General features: G+C 49.1%; 16 protein-coding genes and 1 other RNA gene. 15 read left to right on the forward strand and 2 right to left on the reverse strand.

Features of this window, described 5'->3' with window-relative positions; translation table 11 throughout:
* Positions 1-6: 6 nt before the first annotated feature.
* Positions 7-414, reverse strand: coding sequence for a hypothetical protein (locus tag DWY93_RS11765; RefSeq protein WP_117469365.1), 408 nt, complete (start codon positions 412-414; stop codon positions 7-9).
* A gap of 135 nt (positions 415-549) precedes the next feature.
* A complete protein-coding gene (gene udp / locus DWY93_RS11770; RefSeq protein ID WP_117469366.1) occupies positions 550-1341 on the reverse strand; it encodes a uridine phosphorylase in 792 nt (263 codons plus the stop codon).
* A 516-nt stretch (positions 1342-1857) separates the two neighbouring features.
* On the opposite strand from udp, the gene DWY93_RS11775 reads away from it, so the two are divergent.
* The 15 genes from DWY93_RS11775 (at position 1858) to DWY93_RS17510 (ending at position 20024) form a co-directional block, all read left to right on the forward strand.
* The gene (locus DWY93_RS11775; RefSeq protein WP_117469367.1) at positions 1858-2931 is read left to right on the forward strand and encodes a carbamoyl phosphate synthase small subunit; all 1074 of its coding nucleotides are present in this window, start codon (positions 1858-1860) and stop codon (positions 2929-2931) included.
* Positions 2931-6131 (forward strand): carbamoyl-phosphate synthase large subunit, encoded by a 3201-nt coding sequence (carB, locus tag DWY93_RS11780; protein WP_117469368.1) that lies wholly within the window; start codon positions 2931-2933, stop codon positions 6129-6131. The genes DWY93_RS11775 and carB overlap by 1 nt, the downstream gene beginning before the upstream one ends.
* Before the next feature lie 361 nt (positions 6132-6492).
* Positions 6493-7464: a transporter substrate-binding domain-containing protein gene (locus DWY93_RS11785; protein WP_117469369.1), complete on the forward strand. Its 972-nt coding sequence runs from the start codon at positions 6493-6495 to the stop codon at positions 7462-7464.
* A gap of 160 nt (positions 7465-7624) precedes the next feature.
* Positions 7625-8314 (forward strand): amino acid ABC transporter permease, encoded by a 690-nt coding sequence (locus DWY93_RS11790; RefSeq protein WP_015554150.1) that lies wholly within the window; start codon positions 7625-7627, stop codon positions 8312-8314.
* Positions 8315-8324: 10 nt separating this feature from the next.
* Complete coding sequence (locus DWY93_RS11795; protein WP_117469609.1) at positions 8325-9050, forward strand: amino acid ABC transporter ATP-binding protein; 726 nt, start codon at positions 8325-8327, stop codon at positions 9048-9050.
* A gap of 100 nt (positions 9051-9150) precedes the next feature.
* Positions 9151-10614, forward strand: a complete 1464-nt coding sequence (locus tag DWY93_RS11800; protein ID WP_117469370.1) for a M20 family metallopeptidase — start codon at positions 9151-9153, stop codon at positions 10612-10614.
* 293 nt (positions 10615-10907) lie between these two features.
* Positions 10908-11915 carry a deoxyguanosinetriphosphate triphosphohydrolase gene (locus DWY93_RS11805; RefSeq protein ID WP_117469371.1) on the forward strand — a complete coding sequence of 336 codons (1008 nt, stop codon included), beginning with the start codon at positions 10908-10910 and terminating at the stop codon, positions 11913-11915.
* Positions 11916-11991: 76 nt separating this feature from the next.
* A complete protein-coding gene (dnaG, locus tag DWY93_RS11810) occupies positions 11992-13758 on the forward strand; it encodes a DNA primase (RefSeq protein ID WP_117469372.1) in 1767 nt (588 codons plus the stop codon).
* Between the two features lie 59 nt (positions 13759-13817).
* Complete coding sequence (rpoD, locus tag DWY93_RS11815) at positions 13818-14942, forward strand: RNA polymerase sigma factor RpoD (protein ID WP_117469373.1); 1125 nt, start codon at positions 13818-13820, stop codon at positions 14940-14942.
* Positions 14943-15097: 155 nt separating this feature from the next.
* Positions 15098-15844 (forward strand): class I SAM-dependent methyltransferase, encoded by a 747-nt coding sequence (locus DWY93_RS11820; RefSeq protein ID WP_117469374.1) that lies wholly within the window; start codon positions 15098-15100, stop codon positions 15842-15844.
* Positions 15822-16622: a Nif3-like dinuclear metal center hexameric protein gene (locus DWY93_RS11825; RefSeq protein WP_117469375.1), complete on the forward strand. Its 801-nt coding sequence runs from the start codon at positions 15822-15824 to the stop codon at positions 16620-16622. The genes DWY93_RS11820 and DWY93_RS11825 overlap by 23 nt, the downstream gene beginning before the upstream one ends.
* Positions 16623-16918: 296 nt before the next feature.
* Positions 16919-18574 (forward strand): nucleoside kinase, encoded by a 1656-nt coding sequence (locus tag DWY93_RS11830; protein WP_117469376.1) that lies wholly within the window; start codon positions 16919-16921, stop codon positions 18572-18574.
* 58 nt (positions 18575-18632) lie between these two features.
* Positions 18633-18977, forward strand: an RNA gene (gene rnpB, locus DWY93_RS11835) — RNase P RNA component class A.
* A gap of 198 nt (positions 18978-19175) precedes the next feature.
* Positions 19176-19520, forward strand: coding sequence for a hypothetical protein (locus DWY93_RS17505; RefSeq protein WP_242990604.1), 345 nt, complete (start codon positions 19176-19178; stop codon positions 19518-19520).
* 6 nt (positions 19521-19526) lie between these two features.
* Entirely contained in the window at positions 19527-20024 is a 498-nt protein-coding gene (locus tag DWY93_RS17510) for a hypothetical protein (RefSeq protein WP_242990605.1), read from the forward strand.
* Positions 20025-20401: the final 377 nt, after the last annotated feature.

Consider the following 20401-nt stretch of genomic DNA (forward strand, 5'->3'; position numbering starts at 1 on the left):
AATTGCCTATCGTGCACTGATAAAACTTCCGCATGACGCTCCTGGAATCATGGAAACATTCCCGAATGCCAGGCAGTTCCCGCCAGTGCAGGAATTTAAACCGCAGTTTATTCCGGAAGAGCAGCTGCCTCCATTGAAGCCGTTTGCGCAGCTGGTGCCGCAATTATTTCCAGTCCCCCAACTTGGATATCCCTTCCCGGATACCGTATAAAGACCAATAGCATTTCCATTGGAAATCACGCATCCGCCCTGCGTCCGGACCATAGAAATGGCGTTGGTGTCAGTTGTGTATCCACAGTTGTTTCCCGGACGGAAGCCGGTCTGACAAGAGCGGGACGCAGCGAAGGACGCGAAAGGCATTGCGAGTGTCATCATGGCGGAAACTGCGAGAGCAGTCATCATCTGTTTTTTCATGGTAAAACCTCCTGTTATGTAAAAATGTTACAAAAATATTACAAGGAGGATTCTACCACAAAATTCCGCGCATAGAACTGGGAATGAATGGCAATATATTTTGCGATAAGAGCTGTATGATGAGAGGCAAAGCGCTTATTTCGCAGCAAGCGCCTCCCGGTCTTTTTTGATCAGCTTCCTCATCGCCTCCACCGCTGTAACAACAGCGGCTTCCGTATCATAGACCTGCGGATCCTCTAACCCAAGTTCCCGTCTTGTCTGGTTCGCGATCACGAGCATCACGGAACCGGTGCGGACTCTGCGGACGCAGCCGACGATGAAGAGGGCAGCGGACTCCATCTCGGAGGCGAGGGCACCGCATGCAATCCAGGCCTTCCATTTGGAGTTTAATTCATCTGCCACTGGCATGGAATCCGGGGAGTGCTGGCCGTAGAAGTTGTCCTTGCACTGGACGACACCGAGGTGATGGCGGTAGCCGAGTTCCTCAGAAGCTTCCTTTAACGCAGCAGTGACATCGAAATCCGGAACCGCCGGATACTCGATGGGTGCATATTCCTTTGTGGTCCCCTCAAAGCGGATCGCGCCGGTGGCGATCACGAGATCTCCGCCGAGCACTTCCTTCTGCATGCCGCCGGAGGTGCCCACACGGATGAAGGTGTCCGCACCGCAGTGGATAAGCTCTTCGACCGCAATGGAGGCGGACGGTCCGCCGATCCCGGTGGAGACAACGCTGACTTTTTCTCCGTCGAGATAGCCGGTGTAGGTGGTGTATTCCCGGTTCTGGGCGATTTTTACCGGGTTATCGAAATGTTTCGCAATCTTCTCACAGCGCCCTGGATCGCCCGGCAGGATCACATAGCGTCCCACATCCCCGGCGCCGACGCCGATGTGATATTCTTTTCCTTTTGTATAGACAAGTTTACTCATAAGCTGCCTCCTCGCATAAGAAGTTTATAAGCAGGAAAAAGCATTTACAGCCGATTTTCGGAATAAGAAAGGTACCTTCCGTCTGTATCAGGGCTGTTTTCAAATCTTTCCTTTATTAATATTCATTTTACCATTTTTCCGCAATAGAGACAACTCTTTATAATATCTGAACAGATACTTCCAACAAAAAATAAATCCAATATCAGAAGTCAGAAAAGTACGAGATACCGGTTGCTGATACTTATCTGGAAGAAAGACATCACGAAAAAATACAGAATATATTTTTGCTTCGCAGCAAGAAATATACCCATCAGTCGAGTTAACATAATTCAAAATTTCACTCCCGGACAACGCTGGTTAGCCTGTCATAACTTTCACAAACAATTTCTTGAAAAATTTCAAAAAAACCAGTTGAAAAATTTCTCACCGCATGATAGAATAGTGAAAATTTGGGCTGAAATAAATTTTCAATCCCAGATAGGAAACGAACACGAACACAGAAGAAAGGGTGGCGTCATGAAAGCATATTTAATACTGGAAGACGGAACCGTGTTTGAAGGAACAAGCATCGGCTCTACCAGGGAAGTAATCAGTGAAATTGTTTTTAACACATCCATGACCGGTTATTTAGAAGTCCTTACCGATCCGTCTTATGCGGGACAGGCAGTGGTAATGACTTATCCGTTAATTGGTAATTACGGTATTTGTAAAGAAGATATGGAATCCGGAAGAGCATGGCCGGATGGTTATATTGTCAGAGAATTATCTAGGATCCCCAGTAATTTCAGAAGTGGGGACACGATTCAGCATTTCTTAGAAGAACAGGATATTCCAGGTATCAGTGGTATCGATACAAGAGCCCTCACAAAGATTTTAAGAGAAAAAGGAACCATGAACGGCATGATCACAACGAACGGATCTTTTGATCTGGAAGAAGTGAAAGAGCGGATCAGTGCTTATCAGGTAACAGGCGTTGTATTAAAGACAACCACAAAAGAGAAATACGTTCTCCCGGGGGAAGGAAAGAAAGTTGCACTCATGGACTTTGGCGCAAAGAAGAATATCGCCAGAGAGTTAAATAAGAGAGGCTGCGAAGTGACCGTATATCCGGCAGATACTCCGGCTGAGGAAGTCTTAAAGACAAACCCGGATGGGATCATGCTTTCCAACGGCCCTGGAGATCCGGCAGAAAACACGGAGATCATCAAAGAAGTCAGAAAGTTTTATGAATCCAATGTTCCTGTTTTTGCCATCTGTCTCGGACACCAGCTCATGGCTCTTGCCACAGGCGCAAATACATATAAGCTGAAATATGGCCACCGCGGCGGAAATCACCCGGTAAAAGACCTTGAGACGGGCCGCGTCTACATTTCCTCCCAGAACCACGGATACGCGGTAGACGAACACAGCATGAATCCGGAGGTTGCCGTTCCGGCGTTCGTGAACGTGAACGATAAGACGAACGAGGGATTAAAGTACGTGGGCAAGAATATCTTCACCGTCCAGTACCACCCGGAAGCATGCCCGGGACCGCAGGATTCCGGATATCTGTTTGACCGCTTTTTACGCATGATGGAGGAGGAAAGATAATGCCTAAGAATCCAGAGATCAAGAAAGTACTTGTAATCGGTTCCGGTCCGATCGTTATCGGCCAGGCCGCAGAATTTGACTACGCGGGAACACAGGCCTGCCGTTCCTTAAAGGAAGAAGGCATCGAGGTCGTTCTCTTAAACTCCAACCCGGCAACGATCATGACAGATAAGGATATCGCGGACCGGGTATATATCGAGCCGCTGACGACTGAGGTTGTTGAGCAGTTGATTAAGAAAGAAAAACCGGACAGCATCCTCCCGACCCTTGGCGGCCAGGCCGGCTTAAACCTTGCAATGGAACTGGAGGAAGCAGGTATCTTAAAGGCAAATAACGTGCGCCTTATCGGTACAACAGCCCTCACGATCAAAAAAGCCGAAGACCGTGAAATGTTCAAGGAGACAATGGAAAAGATCGGCGAACCGGTGGCTCCGTCTGAGATCGTTGAGGATGTGAACACAGGTCTTGCTGTTGCAAAAGAGATCGGTTATCCGGTCGTTCTCCGTCCGGCTTATACCCTTGGCGGCTCCGGCGGCGGTATTGCCTATAATGAGGAGCAGTGCGCAGAGATCCTGGAGAACGGACTCCGGTTATCCCGTGTGGGCCAGGTCCTTGTAGAGCGCTGTATTGCGGGCTGGAAAGAGATCGAATATGAGGTTATGCGTGACGGCGCAGGTAATGTGATCACCGTCTGCAACATGGAAAATATCGACCCTGTGGGCGTACATACCGGTGACAGTATCGTTGTTGCCCCGTCCCAGACCCTTGGAGATAAAGAGTACCAGATGCTCCGTACCTCCGCGTTAAAGATCATCACAGAACTCGGTATCACCGGCGGCTGCAACGTACAGTACGCGCTTCACCCGGAGAGTTTTGAGTACTGCGTAATTGAGGTAAACCCGCGTGTAAGCCGTTCCTCCGCCCTTGCGTCCAAGGCGACAGGATATCCGATCGCGAAGGTTGCCGCGAAGATCGCCCTCGGCTACACACTGGATGAGATCAAGAACGCTGTTACAAAGAAGACCTACGCAAGTTTCGAGCCGATGCTTGACTATGTGGTAGTCAAGATGCCGAGACTTCCCTTCGATAAATTCATCAATGCGAGTCATAAGTTAGGAACCCAGATGAAAGCGACCGGTGAGGTCATGAGTATCTGCACAAGCTTTGAGGGTGGCTTAATGAAAGCGATCCGCTCTCTGGAGCAGCATGTGGACTCCTTAATGTCTTACGACTACAGCGGACTCACAGATGAACAGTTAAAAGAGCAGCTTTGCAACGTGGATGACCGCCGGATCTGGGTTATTGCAGAGGCACTCCGCCGCGGTTTCGATTACGAGCTGATCCATGATATCACGAAGATCGATATCTGGTTCATCGATAAATTAATGATCCTCGTTGAGATGGAGAATGCCTTAAAGAAAGCCGGGAAGAACCTCGACGCGGATCTTTTAAAGGAAGCAAAGCGCATTGAATTCCCGGATCATGTGATCGCGAGACTCACAGGTCTCACGGAAAACGAGATCAAGGAGATGCGTCATGCAAACGGCATCCGTGCTGCCTTCAAGATGGTAGATACCTGCGCGGCCGAGTTTGCAGCTGAAACCCCGTACTATTACTCTTGCTTCGGCAGCGAGAATGAGGCAGAGGGCGAGACTGAGAAGAAGAAGGTTCTCGTTCTCGGTTCCGGACCGATCCGCATTGGTCAGGGTATCGAGTTCGACTTCTGTTCTGTTCACAGCACCTGGGCCTTCGAGAAAGAGGGCTTTGAGACCGTCATCATCAACAATAACCCGGAAACTGTCAGCACAGACTTTGATATCGCTAACAAACTGTATTTCGAACCGCTGACTCCGGAGGATGTGGAGAGCATCGTTGATATTGAAAAACCGGACGGAGCAGTTGTCCAGTTCGGTGGACAGACAGCCATCAAGCTCACAGAGGCTCTGATGAAGATGGGAGTCCCGATCCTGGGAACCGCTGCCGAGGATGTTGACGCTGCAGAGGACAGAGAACTCTTCGATGAGATCCTTGAGCAGTGCCAGATTCCGAGAGCAAAGGGACAGACTGTATTTACAGCGGAAGAGGCGAAAAAGGCAGCAAACGAGTTAGGCTATCCGGTACTCGTTCGTCCGTCCTACGTTCTTGGCGGACAGGGCATGCAGATCGCGATCTGCGATGAGGATATCGACGAATTTATCGGCATCATCAACCGGATCGCTCAGGAGCATCCGATCTTAGTTGATAAGTATATCATGGGTAAGGAGATCGAGGTCGATGCGATCTGCGACGGTACCGATATCCTGATCCCGGGTATCATGGAGCATATCGAGCGTACCGGTATCCACTCCGGTGACAGTATCTCCGTATATCCGGCGAAGAGCATCACCGAGGACAACAAGAAGACGATCGTGGAATACACAGAGAAGCTCGCAAGGGCGCTCCATGTCAAGGGAATGATCAACATCCAGTTTATTGTAAATGATGAAGGTGTATTCATCATCGAGGTAAACCCGCGTTCCTCCAGAACCGTCCCATATATCAGCAAGGTAACCGGAATCCCGATCGTACCGCTGGCAACCCAGATCATCTGTGGTCACACGATCCGGGAACTCGGCTACACACCGGGACTCCAGAAAGAGGCAGATTACTACGCAGTGAAGATGCCGGTATTCTCCTTCGAGAAGATCCGCGGAGCTGATATCAGCCTTGGACCGGAGATGAAATCCACTGGTGAGTGTCTTGGTATCGCAAAGACCTTCAACGAGGCCCTTTACAAGGCATTCCAGGGCGCAGGCATCAAGCTTCCGAAGTACAAGAACATGGTCATGACCGTCCGTGATTCCGACAAGGAAGAGATGCTCGACATCGCAGCGAGATTCAAGGCACAGGGATACCGCATCTTCTGTACCGCAGGAACCGCGAAGTACTTCAATGAGCACGGCGTAAAGGTGATCCCGGTAAGAAAGATCGAGCAGGAGTCTCCGAACCTTCTTGACCTGATTCTTGGACATGAGATCGACCTTGTCATCGATATCCCTGCACAGGGCGCAGAGAGAAGCCATGACGGCTTTATCATCCGCCGGAATGCCATCGAGACAGGTGTTACCGTTCTCACTGCAGTCGATACTGCGAGAGCGCTTGTGACAAGTATGGAAAATCGTGCAAAAGAACTTACACTGATCAATATTGCTGAAATCTGATATTGGTAAAAAATAGAAGAGCAGCCCGTTTCACGATGAAGTGAGATGGGCTGCTTTTTGCGATGTCCCCCGGCAGCGTATGCCGGAAATGTATGCTGGAAAATTGAAAGAGGTGCCGCGCTACGCAAAAAAAGAAATATTAACGCTTTACCAAGATAAATATATGCATTGATAATGTATAAAACATTGGAAAAACTGCATGAAACAATATAATTATACACTAAAAGTTGTATAAAATGCATAATATGTAAAAAAACATAAAAAAGTGCTTTACAAAAGAATAATTATACATTATAATGCGTATCAACATCACACATGTGAGACATAGAAAAAGATAGAAATGAAGAGGAGAGGATCGATTATGAAGAAGAACATCGTTTTAGCTATGACAACAGCAGCGGTCATTGCTGCTCTTACAGGTTGCGGAAGCTCCAAGAGCACTGAGACAACGGCAGCAGCAACAACGGCAGCCGAGACAACAACAGCTGACGCGACAACAGCTGCTGAATCAAAGGAAGCAGATAAGACAGAGGCAGCAGCCGCAGCGGAAGGTTCCTTAAAAGCGCTTGAGAACGTAGATCCGAACGGTCATCTCGGAAAAGTTCTCGCAGCAGGAAAGCTCACGATGGGAACATCTCCGGACTTCGCTCCGTGGGAATTCAAGGATGTCAGCAGCGGAACAACCGAGTATGTCGGCGCCGATGTAGAGCTTGCAAAATACATCGCTGAGAAGCTTGGTGTAGAACTTGAGATCAAGCCGATGGAGTTCTCCGCGATCCAGCAGGCAGTTACTTCCGGAAACATTGATATGGGTATCTCTGGTTTCGCTTACACAGATGAGCGTGCTGAGGCTATGGGACTTTCCGAGCGTTATAATGTAAACACGAAGAAAGGTCAGGGCCTTTTAGTTAAGAAGGAACTTGCTTCCCAGTACAATACAGCAGAATCCTTCGCAGGCAAGAAGGTTGCTACCCAGAACGCAACCTTACAGAACAAGCTTGCTACAGAGCAGCTTCCGTCTGACGTTCAGATCCAGTTAGTGACAAATATAACAGACGGTGTTATGATGTTAACAACAGGCAAGGTTGACGCACTCGCTGTATCCGGTGATAACGGTGAATCCCTTGCAAAGACATATGATGATATCGCAATGGCAGATTTCATGTTTGACTATTCAAGTGAAGGTAACGTTATCGCAGTCAAAAAAGGCGATGATGATCTCTTAAATGCGATCAACGAAGTGATCGTTGAAGTTAACGAGAAAGGTCTCTATGAGCAGTGGAGAGAAGAGGCGGTTGCCCTTGCTGAGAAGCTCGGTATCGAGACGAACTAATTTCGGAGCAGATCGTTTCGTTCCGTGATGGAAGATCAGCGCAGGACGGAATTGGTTATCACTTCAGGTTACAGAAAATACAGAGCTCGGTCTTTCCGGTGAAAATGCCGGAAAGACCTTTGTCTGTTTTCAAGTTTTATCTACGAAAGGAGTTTTCCAGATGGAGTTTCTTAACGTCATGTTAAAAGTCTGGATGAAGTACTGGAACTTATTCTTACAGGGTCTTGGAATGACACTGTTTATGGGTCTCCTCACCGTCCTCATCAGTACCGTTTTCGGTTCTCTGATGGCACTGATGCGCCGCAGCAACGTGGGCATCGGAAAATTTAAGCCGCTCCGGCTGATCGCTACCGTTTATGTCGAAATTATCCGCGGTACGCCGATCCTGCTGCAGTTATATTTCTTCTACTTTATGCTGCCGACCTGGCTTCCGTTCTTCAACTTAAGCGAGTTTACATGCGTTATGACTGCATGCTGCGTAAACTCTACCGCTTATGTCTGTGAGATCGTCCGCGCAGGTATTCAGGCTGTCGATGTCGGACAGACTGAAGCAGCACGTTCTCTGGGCTTAAACGCGCGTCAGACCATGATCCATATCGTTCTCCCGCAGGCAGTCAAGAATATTCTTCCGGCACTCTGCAACGAGTTTGTAGCGATCGTCAAGGAGACATCTCTGGCATCCACGTTCTTTATCGGAGAACTTATGACCCAGTTTAAGACCATCAACGGTCTTACATTCCGTGTACTTGAGCCGTTAACCATCGTTGGTATCATTTACTTCGGCGTGACATTTATCATGTCCAAGCTGATTGCTTTACTGGAGAGGAGGATGAACGCAAGTGAGCGCTAGTGAAAAAGAACTGATTCGTGTAGAAGATCTGCATAAATCCTTCGGCAGTCTTCAGGTATTAAAGGGTGTTACCGAGCATGTCAATCATGGCGAGGTTGTTTCTGTTATCGGACCGTCCGGCGGCGGTAAAAGTACATTTTTACGCTGCTTAAACCTTCTTGAGACACCGACATCCGGAAAGATTTATTTCGAGGGAACCGATATTACCGACAAGAATGTGGATATCAACCTGCATCGCCAGAAGATGGGAATGGTATTCCAGCACTTTAATGTATTCAATAATCTTACAGTTGGAAAGAACGTAACGCTCGCCCCGGTCCTTCTCGGAAAGAAAACACAGAAGGAAGCCGACGAGATGATGCGGGAGCTTTTAAACCGCGTTGGTCTTGCGGATAAGGAGAACCAGTTCCCAAAGAAGCTTTCTGGCGGACAGAAACAGCGTCTTGCGATCGTGCGCGCGCTGGCGATGGAACCGGATGTTATGCTTTTTGATGAGCCGACTTCCGCCCTTGATCCGGAGATGGTAGGAGAGGTTCTTCATGTTATCAAGGACCTTGTAAAGACAGGAATGACTACTGTGATCGTAACCCATGAGATGGGATTTGCGAGGGAGGTCTCCGACCGCGTATTCTTTATGGATGGCGGCGTGATCGCGGAGAAAGGCACTCCGGATGAGGTCTTCAATCATCCGCAGAACCCGAGGACACAGGAATTTTTAAGCAAGGTATTATACTGATGAAAGAACAGCGGGAAAAGCTGTTTTAACAGGAGCCATATCCCGCTCAGGCAGACTTTTGGAGTTTTGCCTGGCGGGATTTTTGAAAGGAGAACATGACATGTCAGCATCCAAACAGACAGCATTCGATTATATCGACGAGAAATCAGGAGTGATCACCGACGTATCCGATAAGATCTGGGACTATGCGGAGCTTTCCCTGAGAGAGTACAAATCCGGTGAACTTTACGCAAAGGTATTAAAAGAAGAAGGATTTACTGTCGAACATCCTTTTGACAACATTGAGACTGCATTCCGCGCTTCCTACGGTTCCGGAAAGCCGGTGATCGGTATTCTGGCTGAGTATGATGCTCTGACAGGTCTTTCCCAGATCGCCGGATCTAAGACCAGAAAAGAGCTTGTCGCAGACGGAAACGGCCACGGCTGCGGCCACAACCTTTTAGGCGCGGGTTCCATGGCTGCGGCTTTTGCTATAAAAAAATATCTGGAAGAAAAAGGTGAGGGAAGCGGTAAAGTGATCCTTTACGGCTGCCCTGGTGAGGAAGGTGCCGCTACAAAAGCATTTATGGCAAGAGACGGCGTGTTCGCGGAGTGCGACGCGGCTCTTACCTGGCATCCGGGCAATGTGAATCAGGTCACTTCCGGTACCTGCAACACCTGTATCCAGACAGAGTATAAGTTTACCGGTGTTGCCTCCCATGCAGCGGGCGCACCGGACAAGGGACGTTCTGCCCTCGACGCGGTGGAGCTTATGAACATTGGCGTCCAGTTCTTAAGAGAGCATATGCCGGACAGCGCGAGGATCCATTACTCCATCACAGATGCCGGTGGAGATTCTCCGAACGTGGTACAGCCGAAGGCACAGGTCCTCTATATGGTCCGCTCCATCTGGGTAAAGGACGCGCTGGAGCTTCAGGAGAGAGTCGACCGTATTGCTCTTGCGGCATCCATGATGACAGATACAAAGATGGAGAAGAAGTTTATCGACGGCTGCTCCAATACCGTTCCGAACAAGGTCCTGGAGTCCCTTATGTGGGATAACTTCAATGATCTCGGTGTCTGCCATTACACGGAAGAAGAATTAAAGTACGCGAAAGCCCTCTACGATTCCGTTGAGATGAAGTCTGATAAGCTTCCGGGAGATGCGACGGAGGACAGCAGCGATATCTACGAATATGTTGATGAGAAGTCCAAACACGGCACAACACCGATGAATGAGTTCCTTGTCCCGTATCTCTACTATGAGAAACCGAGAATGGGATCCACGGATGTCGGTGATGTGAGCTGGTGCATTCCGACGGCGCAGATCAATACTTCCACATTCCCGGCACAGGCACCGGGACATTCCTGGCAGAATGTCTCCTGTGGACGTACATCCATTGCCCACAAGAATATGCTGTTAGCGGGAAAGGTCATCGCGGCTACCGCAATCGATCTCATGGAGAAGCCGGATGTTTTACAGGCAGCGAAGGACGAGTTCAACAAGAAGATGAAACGTTATGGCGGCTATACCTGCCCGGTTCCGCAGGGCGCAGTTCCGGTCATCCCGGGTGAGAAGATGTAAGAGGCGACATGGCGGAGTCTCTGAAAGAAAAAGAATAGAATGACTGTAAGTCCGGCAGGACAGGGGAAGGCGGAGATACTCTGCAAAAGACCTGGCCTGCCGGGCTGTTTTATCTCAATGGGAGCTGAACGAAAAAATTTCAGAAATTTTACATATTTTTCAGTAAAAGGACAGGAATCGTGGTTCTAAAATGCCTTAAAATATGATATACTATAAAAGTATATTCTTAGGACGGAGAACAAATGTACGCCCGTGGGAATGACGGGCTGCGCCGGAAAAGGAGGCGGTCAGGTATGAATATCAGGGAAACGATGGAACAGTGGGAACGCCAGAATCTGAGTCCTTACGCGTCGTTAAGCAGTGAGACGCTGGGGCGTGACCGGGAGGAACCGCTCTGCGATATCCGCCCTGCCTATCAGCGTGATCGTGACCGGATCCTGCACAGCAAGTCATTCCGGCGCCTGAAAGACAAGACCCAGGTTTTCCTCGCTCCGGAAGGGGACCACTACCGGACGAGACTGACCCATACGTTAGAGGTATCCCAGATCGCGAGAACGATCGCAAAGGCACTCCGGATGAATGAGTCCCTGACTGAGGCGATCGCCTTGGGGCATGATCTCGGCCACACGCCTTTCGGACATGCGGGGGAATACATATTGAATGAGATCTGCGAGGACGGATTCGCCCACTATAAGCAGAGCGTCCGGGTGGTGGAGATCCTGGAAAAAAAGGGACAGGGGTTGAACCTCACAAAGGAAGTCCGCGACGGAATGTTAAATCACAGAACGTCCGGAAATCCGGCGACCATGGAGGGAAAGATCGTGCGGTTCTCCGATAAAATCGCATACATCAATCATGATATCGACGACGCGATCCGCGGAAAGATCATTACCGAGCGGGATATTCCGAGAGAATACGCGGATGTACTTGGGGATACCGTAAAGGACCGCCTGAATATCATGATCCATGATATTATTAATAACAGTATGGACAAGCCGTCGATCTTTATGTCCCCGGACGTAGAGCGGGCCATGCGGGGCTTGAGGGAATGGATGTTTGAACATGTGTACCGCAATCCTGCCGCAAAGGGCGAGGAGGGAAGAGCTCAGCAGCTGATCGTGACACTTTACGAATACTACCTGAAGCATGTGGACGAGCTGCCGGAAGAGTACCTGGCGATGATGGAACTTCGCGGGGAGAGGAGAGAGCGGGTCGTCTGTGATTATATTGCCGGGATGAGCGACGGATATGCCATCGACCGGTTTGAAGAATTATTTGTACCGAAAGGCTGGAATGTCTGAGAGACGGATCCGGCGGATCTGCGAGGAAAGTGCAGAGCGGTTTTGCGGAAAATACATATCGCGGGAGGGATGAAGCGTGTATTACCCGGAAGAAGTGATCGAGGAAGTACGAACAAGAAATGACATCGTGGACATCGTGTCCCAGTATGTGAATTTAAAGAAAAAGGGCGCAAACTATTTCGGACTATGCCCGTTTCATAATGAGAAATCCCCGTCCTTTTCCGTTTCACCGGGAAAGCAGATGTATTACTGCTTTGGCTGCGGAGCAGGCGGAAATGTCATCACCTTTGTGATGGAATATGAAAATTATACCTTCGTGGAAGCTGTGAAAATGCTGGCGGACCGGGCGGGGATCGCCCTGCCGGAGGTGGAATACTCAAAGGAGGCGAGAGCTCAGGCGGACCTGAAAAATACGCTCCTTGAGATCAACCGTCTTGCGGCGAACTTCTTTTATTATCAGTTAAAGCAGCCGTCAGGAAAGGTCGGATATGACTATTTTAAGGAGAAACGCCGCCTGACGGACGATACGATCCGCCACTTCGGTCTTGGGTATTCCAGTAAGGTGCCGGATGACCTTTACCGGTATATGAGGTCGAAGGGATACAACGACGATATTTTAAAAGAGACAGGTCTTTTCTTTATCGATGAGAGGGGAGCCAGAGATAAATTCTGGAACCGTGTCATGTTTCCGATCTTAGACGTCAATAACCGTGTCATCGGTTTCGGCGGCCGTGTAATGGGGGACGGGGAGCCGAAATATTTAAACTCCCCGGAGACGAAGATCTTTGATAAGAGCCGGAATCTCTATGGGCTGAATTTCGCGAGAACGTCCAGAGCGAAATATATGCTGGTCTGTGAAGGCTATGTGGATGTGATCGCTATGCATCAGGCGGGATTTACGAACGCCGTGGCATCTCTGGGGACTGCGTTTACGTCCCAGCACGCGATGCTGTTAAAGCGCTACACGGATCAGGTAGTCCTGACCTACGACAGCGATGGGGCGGGTGTGAAGGCGGCACTCCGCGCGATCCCGATCTTAAAAGAGGTTGGAATGTCCATCAAGGTTTTAAATATGAAGCCCTATAAGGACCCGGACGAGTTTATCAAGAATCTTGGGAAAGAGGAATTCCAGAAGCGGATCGACAATGCCGTCGGAAGCTTTATGTTCGAAATCTCCGTGATCCGGAGCCAGTACAACATGCAGGACCCGGAGTCGAAGACAGGGTTTTATAACGCCATCGCGAAGAAGCTTCTGGAGTTTCCGGAAAAGCTGGAGCGTGATAATTACACGGAAGCCGTTGCAAGGGAGTATATGATCCCGGAGACGGATCTCAAAAACCTCGTGAACTCCATGGGCGGACTCATCGGAGTGACCACAAGGGAGCGGGAGTACGATAAGGAGCGGATCCGCCAGAAAAAGGAGAAGGAGGACGGGATCCGGAAGTCCCAGAGACTGCTTCTCACCTGGCTCATCGAGCGTCCGCAGCTTTTCGAAAAGATTCGCGGCATTATCACACCGGAGGATTTTGACGACGAGCTTTACAGAGAAGCGGCATCCATGGTCTTCGATGAATATGAAAAAACAGGAAGCGTGAACCCCGCGCAGATCCTGAATCATTTCATCGAGGGCGAGGAACAATACAGGGAAGTGGCGGCCTTATTCCACGCGAGTCTCAGCGAGTCCTTAAATAATGAGGAACAGAGGAGAGCACTCTCGGAGACCGTCAAAAAGATAAAGAAACACAGTCTGGAGGTAAAGGGAAAAACAGCAGATATCAGAGAGTTACAGGAAATCATCAGGCAGCAGTCAGCACTGGCTGTCCTGAATATCACACTTGACTGAGAGAAGCAGAAGCAAAAAGGCAGACACGAGGAACGTCAGGTGCCGGGAAGGATGGAATTATGGAGGAAAAGACACTTACATTTGAAGAGAAGTTATCAAAACTTCTGGAACTCGCAAAAAGTAAAAAGAACGTCCTTGATGAAAAGGAAGTTCTGGATGCCTTTGCGGGGGAAGAACTGACACCCGAGAAGCTGGACCGCATATACGACTTCCTGGATAAAAAACATGTCGACGTCTTAAAAATGTCGAACGATGATGATATGGATCCGGATTTGTTTTCGGAGGATGAAGATGCAGATCCGGAGGATGAGATTGATGTGGAACATATCGATCTCTCCGTACCGGAGGGGATCGGTGTAGATGATCCGGTCCGGATGTACTTAAAAGAGATCGGAAAAGTGCCGCTGCTTTCCCCGGATGAGGAGATCGAACTGGCAAAGAAGATCGAACTCGGTGACGAGGAGGCAAAGAAGAAGCTTGCGGAGTCGAACCTGCGTCTTGTGGTGAGTATCGCAAAGCGGTATGCCGGACGGGGCATGCAGCTGCTCGACCTGATCCAGGAGGGAAATCTTGGACTCATTAAGGCAGTCGAGAAGTTTGATTACAGGAAAGGCTATAAATTCAGCACCTACGCGACCTGGTGGATCCGTCAGGCGATCACCCGCGCCATTGCGGATCAAGCGAGAACGATCCGGATTCCGGTACACATGGTGGAGACCATCAACCGTCTCGTGCGGACCCAGAGACAGTTAGTCCAGAAGCTTGGCCGTGAGGCAACACCGGAGGAGCTTGCGAAGGAACTCGATATGCCGGTGGACCGCGTCCGTGAGATCATGAAGATCTCTCAGGATCCGGTGTCCTTAGAGACTCCGATCGGCGAGGAGGAGGACAGCCACCTCGGGGACTTTATCCAGGATAATAATGTGGAAGTCCCGGCGGATGCCGCGACCTACACGCTGCTCCACGAACAGCTGATGGATGTGCTGTCAACGCTCACTGAGAGGGAACAGAAAGTGCTGCGCCTGAGATTTGGCCTGGATGACGGAAGACCGAGGACATTGGAAGAGGTCGGACGGCAGTTCAACGTGACGAGGGAGCGGATCCGCCAGATCGAGGCGAAGGCCCTTAGAAAACTGCGCCATCCGAGCAGGAGTAAGATCTTGAAAGATTATCTGGATGAGTAAAAAGATATGGGAAGCAGGAAAAGATCTGTGCAGGAAAAGGCAGTCAGGGATGGCCTGTCTGTGTGCTCCGGGGCGAAGTTAAACTGCCGGGAAATACAAAAAGACGGCTGCGAAATCGAAAAGCAGTCATGTAAAAGAGAAATGGAGAAATCAATATGAAATTATCAGAACGCCTGGAGCTGGTGCTCTCATTTGTGGAACCTGGGGAGTCCGCGGCAGACGTTGGGACGGACCACGGACATGTTCCGGTGGAGCTTGTCAGGAGAACGATCGTGAAGAAGGCCGTGGCTATGGATGTGCGGAAAGGTCCGTTATCCAGGGCGACGGAGAATATTGCCCTGGCTGGACTTGCCGATAAGATCGAGACGAGACTTTCTGACGGTGTCGCAAAGCTTCTGCCGGGAGAGGCAGATTCTGTCGTGATCGCGGGAATGGGCGGCGAGCTGATCATTAAGATCCTGGAAAACGGAAGACATATGTGGGATCCGGTGAAACAGTGGGTCTTATCACCGCAGTCGGAGATCTTTAAGGTCAGAAGATGGCTTTTTGAGAACGGTTTTGTGATCCGGAAGGAAGATATGGTCCTTGAAGACGGGAAGTTTTATACGGTGATGGATGTGCGGAGAGAGAAAGACGCAGATTCTGAGGGAAAAACAGTGGATCCGGATGTTTTAAGCCTTTCTGAGGACAGCCGCATGCTCTACGGCGATTATCTGATCCGAACGAAGAACCCTGTTCTTCTTACATATCTGAAGGAGGAAGAGGCGAAGCTTCTGCGGTTCATCGAGGATCTTTCCGCGAAAGCGGGGGATTCCGAACGGGCGGCAGAGCGGCTTTCCGAGTTGAAATTACAGTTAAAAGAAAATCAGGAGGTACAGCATGAAATGCAGGGAGATCATTGAAATCTTAGAGACGCTTGCGCCGAAGTCCTGTGCCTGTGACTGGGATAATCCGGGACTTTTAGCAGGGCGGATCGACAAGGACGTGAAGAAGATCCTTTTGACGCTGGACGCGGATGATGCGGCGGTGGAGCGGGCGAAGGAGATCGGGGCAGATATGCTGTTAAGCCATCATCCGCTGATCTTTAAGCCGGTGAAGCATGTTTCGGACGAGGATTTTATTGGAAGACGGCTTGTGTCCCTGATCCAGTCGGATGTGTCATACTATGCGATGCATACAAATTTTGATTCGGCGCCGGGGTGTATGGCAGATATTGTGGCGGACCGGTTGAATTTTACCGATCAGAAGCCGCTGGAGGCCATGGGAGAGATTTCCGGGACGGAGTACGGAATCGGTAAGACAGGATCGTTGAAAGTGCCTATGAAGGGCTTGGAGCTCGCGAGAGAGGTTAAGAACCGGTTTGGACTTCCGTTTGTGACTGTTTATGGAAGTGAGCTCTATGAGGATACTCCAATTGTGAAGGCAGCTACCTGCCCGGGGGCCGGCGGAAGTGAGCTTAAGGAGGCACTGAAGGCAGGCGCTCAGGCGTTTATCACCGGAGATATCAGCCACCATGAGGGGATCGACGCGGCGGCTCAGGGGATGATGATCATTGATGCAGGGCATTATGGGCTGGAGCATATCTTTATGGATTTTATGGAAGGTTTTTTGAAGGAGAAGCTGCCTGCTGATATTGAGGTCGTGAAGATGGCGGTGAAGTTTCCGGCGGTCGTGGTGTAGGTAATTGGCTTCGGGGACGCACCGGTCAGCCTCCGCCCCCGGGCTGAGATGATTTTCGGGGAGGTTTCTCTAAGCTTGCATGCGAATGCTAAGGGCGGAGAAAAGGTGACACAACTCGCTTTGCTCAGACAAGTGTCACCTTTCCTCCAACGCATTCACCTGCGAGCTAAGAGGAAGCCAATCCCCGAAAAACAGGCGCCCGGGATCGGAGGCTGACCGGTGCTATAGATCGAAGTGAAATGGCTGTTGCTGATGTTGTGAATGTCATCAGCGGAGAGGTTGTGTGAGGTGGTTTTATGGCAGTTGTAAAGGTGAATGGAATCGAAAAAACGTATCCGGAGGGAACAACCTATCTGGAGATCGCGAGAGATTTTCAGGATCAGTATGAGAATGATATCCTGCTTGTGCGGGTCAATGGAAAGCTCAGGGAGCTTGAAAAGACTCTGGCGGGAGATTCTGAGATTTCTTTTATCACAGCGAAGGAAAATGCAGGTTATAAGACGTATGAGCGCAGTGCGATCTTTCTGATGCTGAAGGCGTTTTATGAGGTAATTCCGCGAGAGAAGATCAAGAAGATCCAGATCGACTTTGCTCTGGGAAACGGGATTTATGGAGAACTTGTCGGGGATATTCCGGTAGACGAGAAGCTGCTGACTTCAGTGAAGGTACATATGGAGAAGCTTAGGGACGCGGCGATCCCGGTGAAAAAGCGGAGTGTCAATACAGATGACGCGGTGGAGCTTTTTGGAAAGCATGGGATGCATGATAAGGAGCAGCTGTTCCTGTATCGTCGGGCGTCGCGGGTGAATATTTACAGCATTGGGGAGTTTGAGGACTATTTTTATGGATATATGGTTCCGGACACAAGTTATGTGAAGTATTTTGACCTTGTTCCATGTCATGCGGGATTTTTGCTCCTGCTTCCGGTGAAAACGGATCCGAAACATGTGGAGCATCCGGCGATCCGGGAGAAGCTGTTTTCAATCCTGCATTCTTCCTACCGCTGGAGTGACAGCCTGGAGGTACCGAACGTCGGCGCATTAAATAAGATGATTGTGGACGGCAGAGGGCAGGATCTGATCCTGATGCAGGAGGCGCTGCAGGAGAAAAATATCGGTCAGGTTGCTGAGAAGGCAGTGAAGGATCCGGACCGCAGGATCGTGATGATTGCTGGACCGTCTTCTTCCGGTAAGACAACCTTCAGCCACAGGCTTTCAACTCAGTTTGCGGCGCTGGGATACAATCCGCATCCGATCTCCGTGGACAACTATTTCCGCAACCGGGAAGAGTATCCGCTTGACGAGAACGGGCAGCCGGACTTTGAGGCGCTCGGATGCGTGGATATTCCGCAGTTCAATGAGGATATGAACGCTCTGCTTTCCGGTAAGACCATTGAGCTTCCAAGGTTTAATTTTAAGACCGGTAAGAGGGAATACAAAGGCGAAATGCTGAAGCTTGGAAAGAAGGATATTCTCGTCATCGAGGGCATCCACTGCCTGAATGACGCGATGTCCTCAGAACTTCCGAAGGACAGTAAATTTAAGATCTACATCAGCGCCCTGACCCAGCTGAATGTGGATGAGCACAACCGCATCCCGACAACTGATGGACGACTGATCCGCCGGATGGTGCGGGACGCGAGAACGAGAGGAACCTCCGCGTTGGAGACGATCGAGCGCTGGCCGTCGGTGCGCCGCGGCGAGGACAAGAATATCTTCCCGTACCAGGAGAGCGCCGATGTGATGTTTAACTCCGCGCTTGTGTATGAGCTTGCGGTATTGAAGCTCTATGCGGAACCACTGCTCTTCAATATCCCGAGAGACAGGGAAGAGTATGATGAGGCGAAGCGGCTTCTCAAATTCCTGGACTATTTCCTTGCCATCGACAGTGAGTCGATTCCGAAGACATCGATTATCCGGGAGTTTATCGGTGGAAGCTGTTTGAATGTGTAAGAAAATATAAGTACATGTCTGGACAGCCCAAAAAAAATATGCTAGAATGAATGGGTTCTGAGTAAGACAGATGGTCGCTGCTGCAATCCTAAGGGATGCAGGAGAGGAAAGTCCGGGCTTCAAAGGGCAGGGTGCCGGATAACGTCCGGCGAAGGCGACTTCAGGGACAGTGCAACAGAAATAAACCGCATGGAAACATGTAAGGGTGGAAAGGCAGTGTAAGAGACTACCGCCTCAATGGTAACAGGGAGGGCACATGCAAACCCCACTCGAAGCAAGGCCAAACAGGAAGCATAAGGCGGCCCGTCTGCTTCCGGGTAGGCCGCTTGAGCCGTCCGGTGACGGACGGTCTAGATAGATGACCATCCAACGACATAACCCGGCTTATCGTCTTGCTCAGAATATTGAATATGGAAAATGATGAAGACCGCTTTTCAGGATCGAATGATAAGGTTTTGAAAAGAGGTCTTTTTAGAATATCGAATCAATTTTGGGGTACTATTATGATGACGCTTTATCTAGTACAATCCACTTTAAATAACAAACTATTTTAATTCACATTCCTATTTATGGTACAATTGAACCATCGGAGGTGTCAATTATGCCTAATACAATTAAAACTATTTCTTTAACAGATGATGATAAATCTTACTTAAATAAACTGCTGACTCAGAGCACTTTGGAAATTCGCGTTTATCAATGTGCCAGAATCCTTCTGCTCAAATCTGAGGGTGCATCTAACGAAGCAATTGCTGACAAACTGGATATTGGAATCGGTGTGGTAAAACGTTGCCTTAATAAATTTAAAGAGAACAGTGTTGAAGCTTCTTTACATGATAACAACGGCCGTGGAAGAAAAGCGGAAATCACCGATGACGATATCACCTGGGTAATCAGTAAAGCTTGCCAAAAACCGAAGGATTACGGCTATTCTGCTGAATTCTGATATCCCATGAGTTTCAGGAAATTCATCAACTCTATAGCAGAAGCGGAAGGACATCTTCGTAGGGCAACAGTAGCTGAAACAACGCTTCGGAAAATTCTGAGCAATGCAAGGATCAAACCATTTCAGGTGTCTTATTACTGCGAAAGACGGGATCCTGAGTTTGATGCAAAAATGCATGATGTCCTTGTTATCCACAAGCAGATTGAAATGCAGTTTGACAAGGATGGAAAACTGATTCCCTTTGAGAAAGATGCCGTACATACCCTGTCTTATGATGAAAAGCCAGGAATTCAGGCAATTGCTACCACAGGTGAAGACCGTCCACCGATTCCGAATACAGATAAAAGCAGTGGCTATCAGCGAGATTATGAGTATGTCAGGTTGGAGACCCTCTCTCTGCTTGCAGCGATTGATTTGCTCTCAGGAGAAGCAATTCCATTAGTAAGTGAAACTCATAAAAGTTCTGACTTTATGACCTTTCTAAAGAAGAGATTGATTTCATAGTGTATGAGCTGCTTCAGCAGAAAACAAAAACAAAAAAGCACCAAAACCAATTTCACGAAAGAGAAAGTCTATCCAGAATTAGCATAAAACGATAGTTTGAAATAGGCTTCTAATTTGCGTGAATCATACTAGTATGGAGGATTTAAAAACTTTTAAGGGAAAGATATTTTGGAAACTGGTTTATCCCGTCAAAGTAAATGTCGATGGAGTTGTTTATGAATTGAACTATTATGTTGATATAGATGCAATTTCTGGCAATATCTTGGAAATTGCACATGATGTATATTAAGGAATTCTTAGGAGGTAAGTATATGAAAAAGTATTTTATTGCCCTATCTATTATAGATTTGCATGACCGGAGTGTGATTGCCAGCATA

The sequence above is a fragment of the Clostridium sp. AF28-12 genome (assembly GCF_003435225.1).
In the GTDB taxonomy this organism is placed as follows: domain Bacteria; phylum Bacillota; class Clostridia; order Lachnospirales; family Lachnospiraceae; genus Pilosibacter; species Pilosibacter fragilis.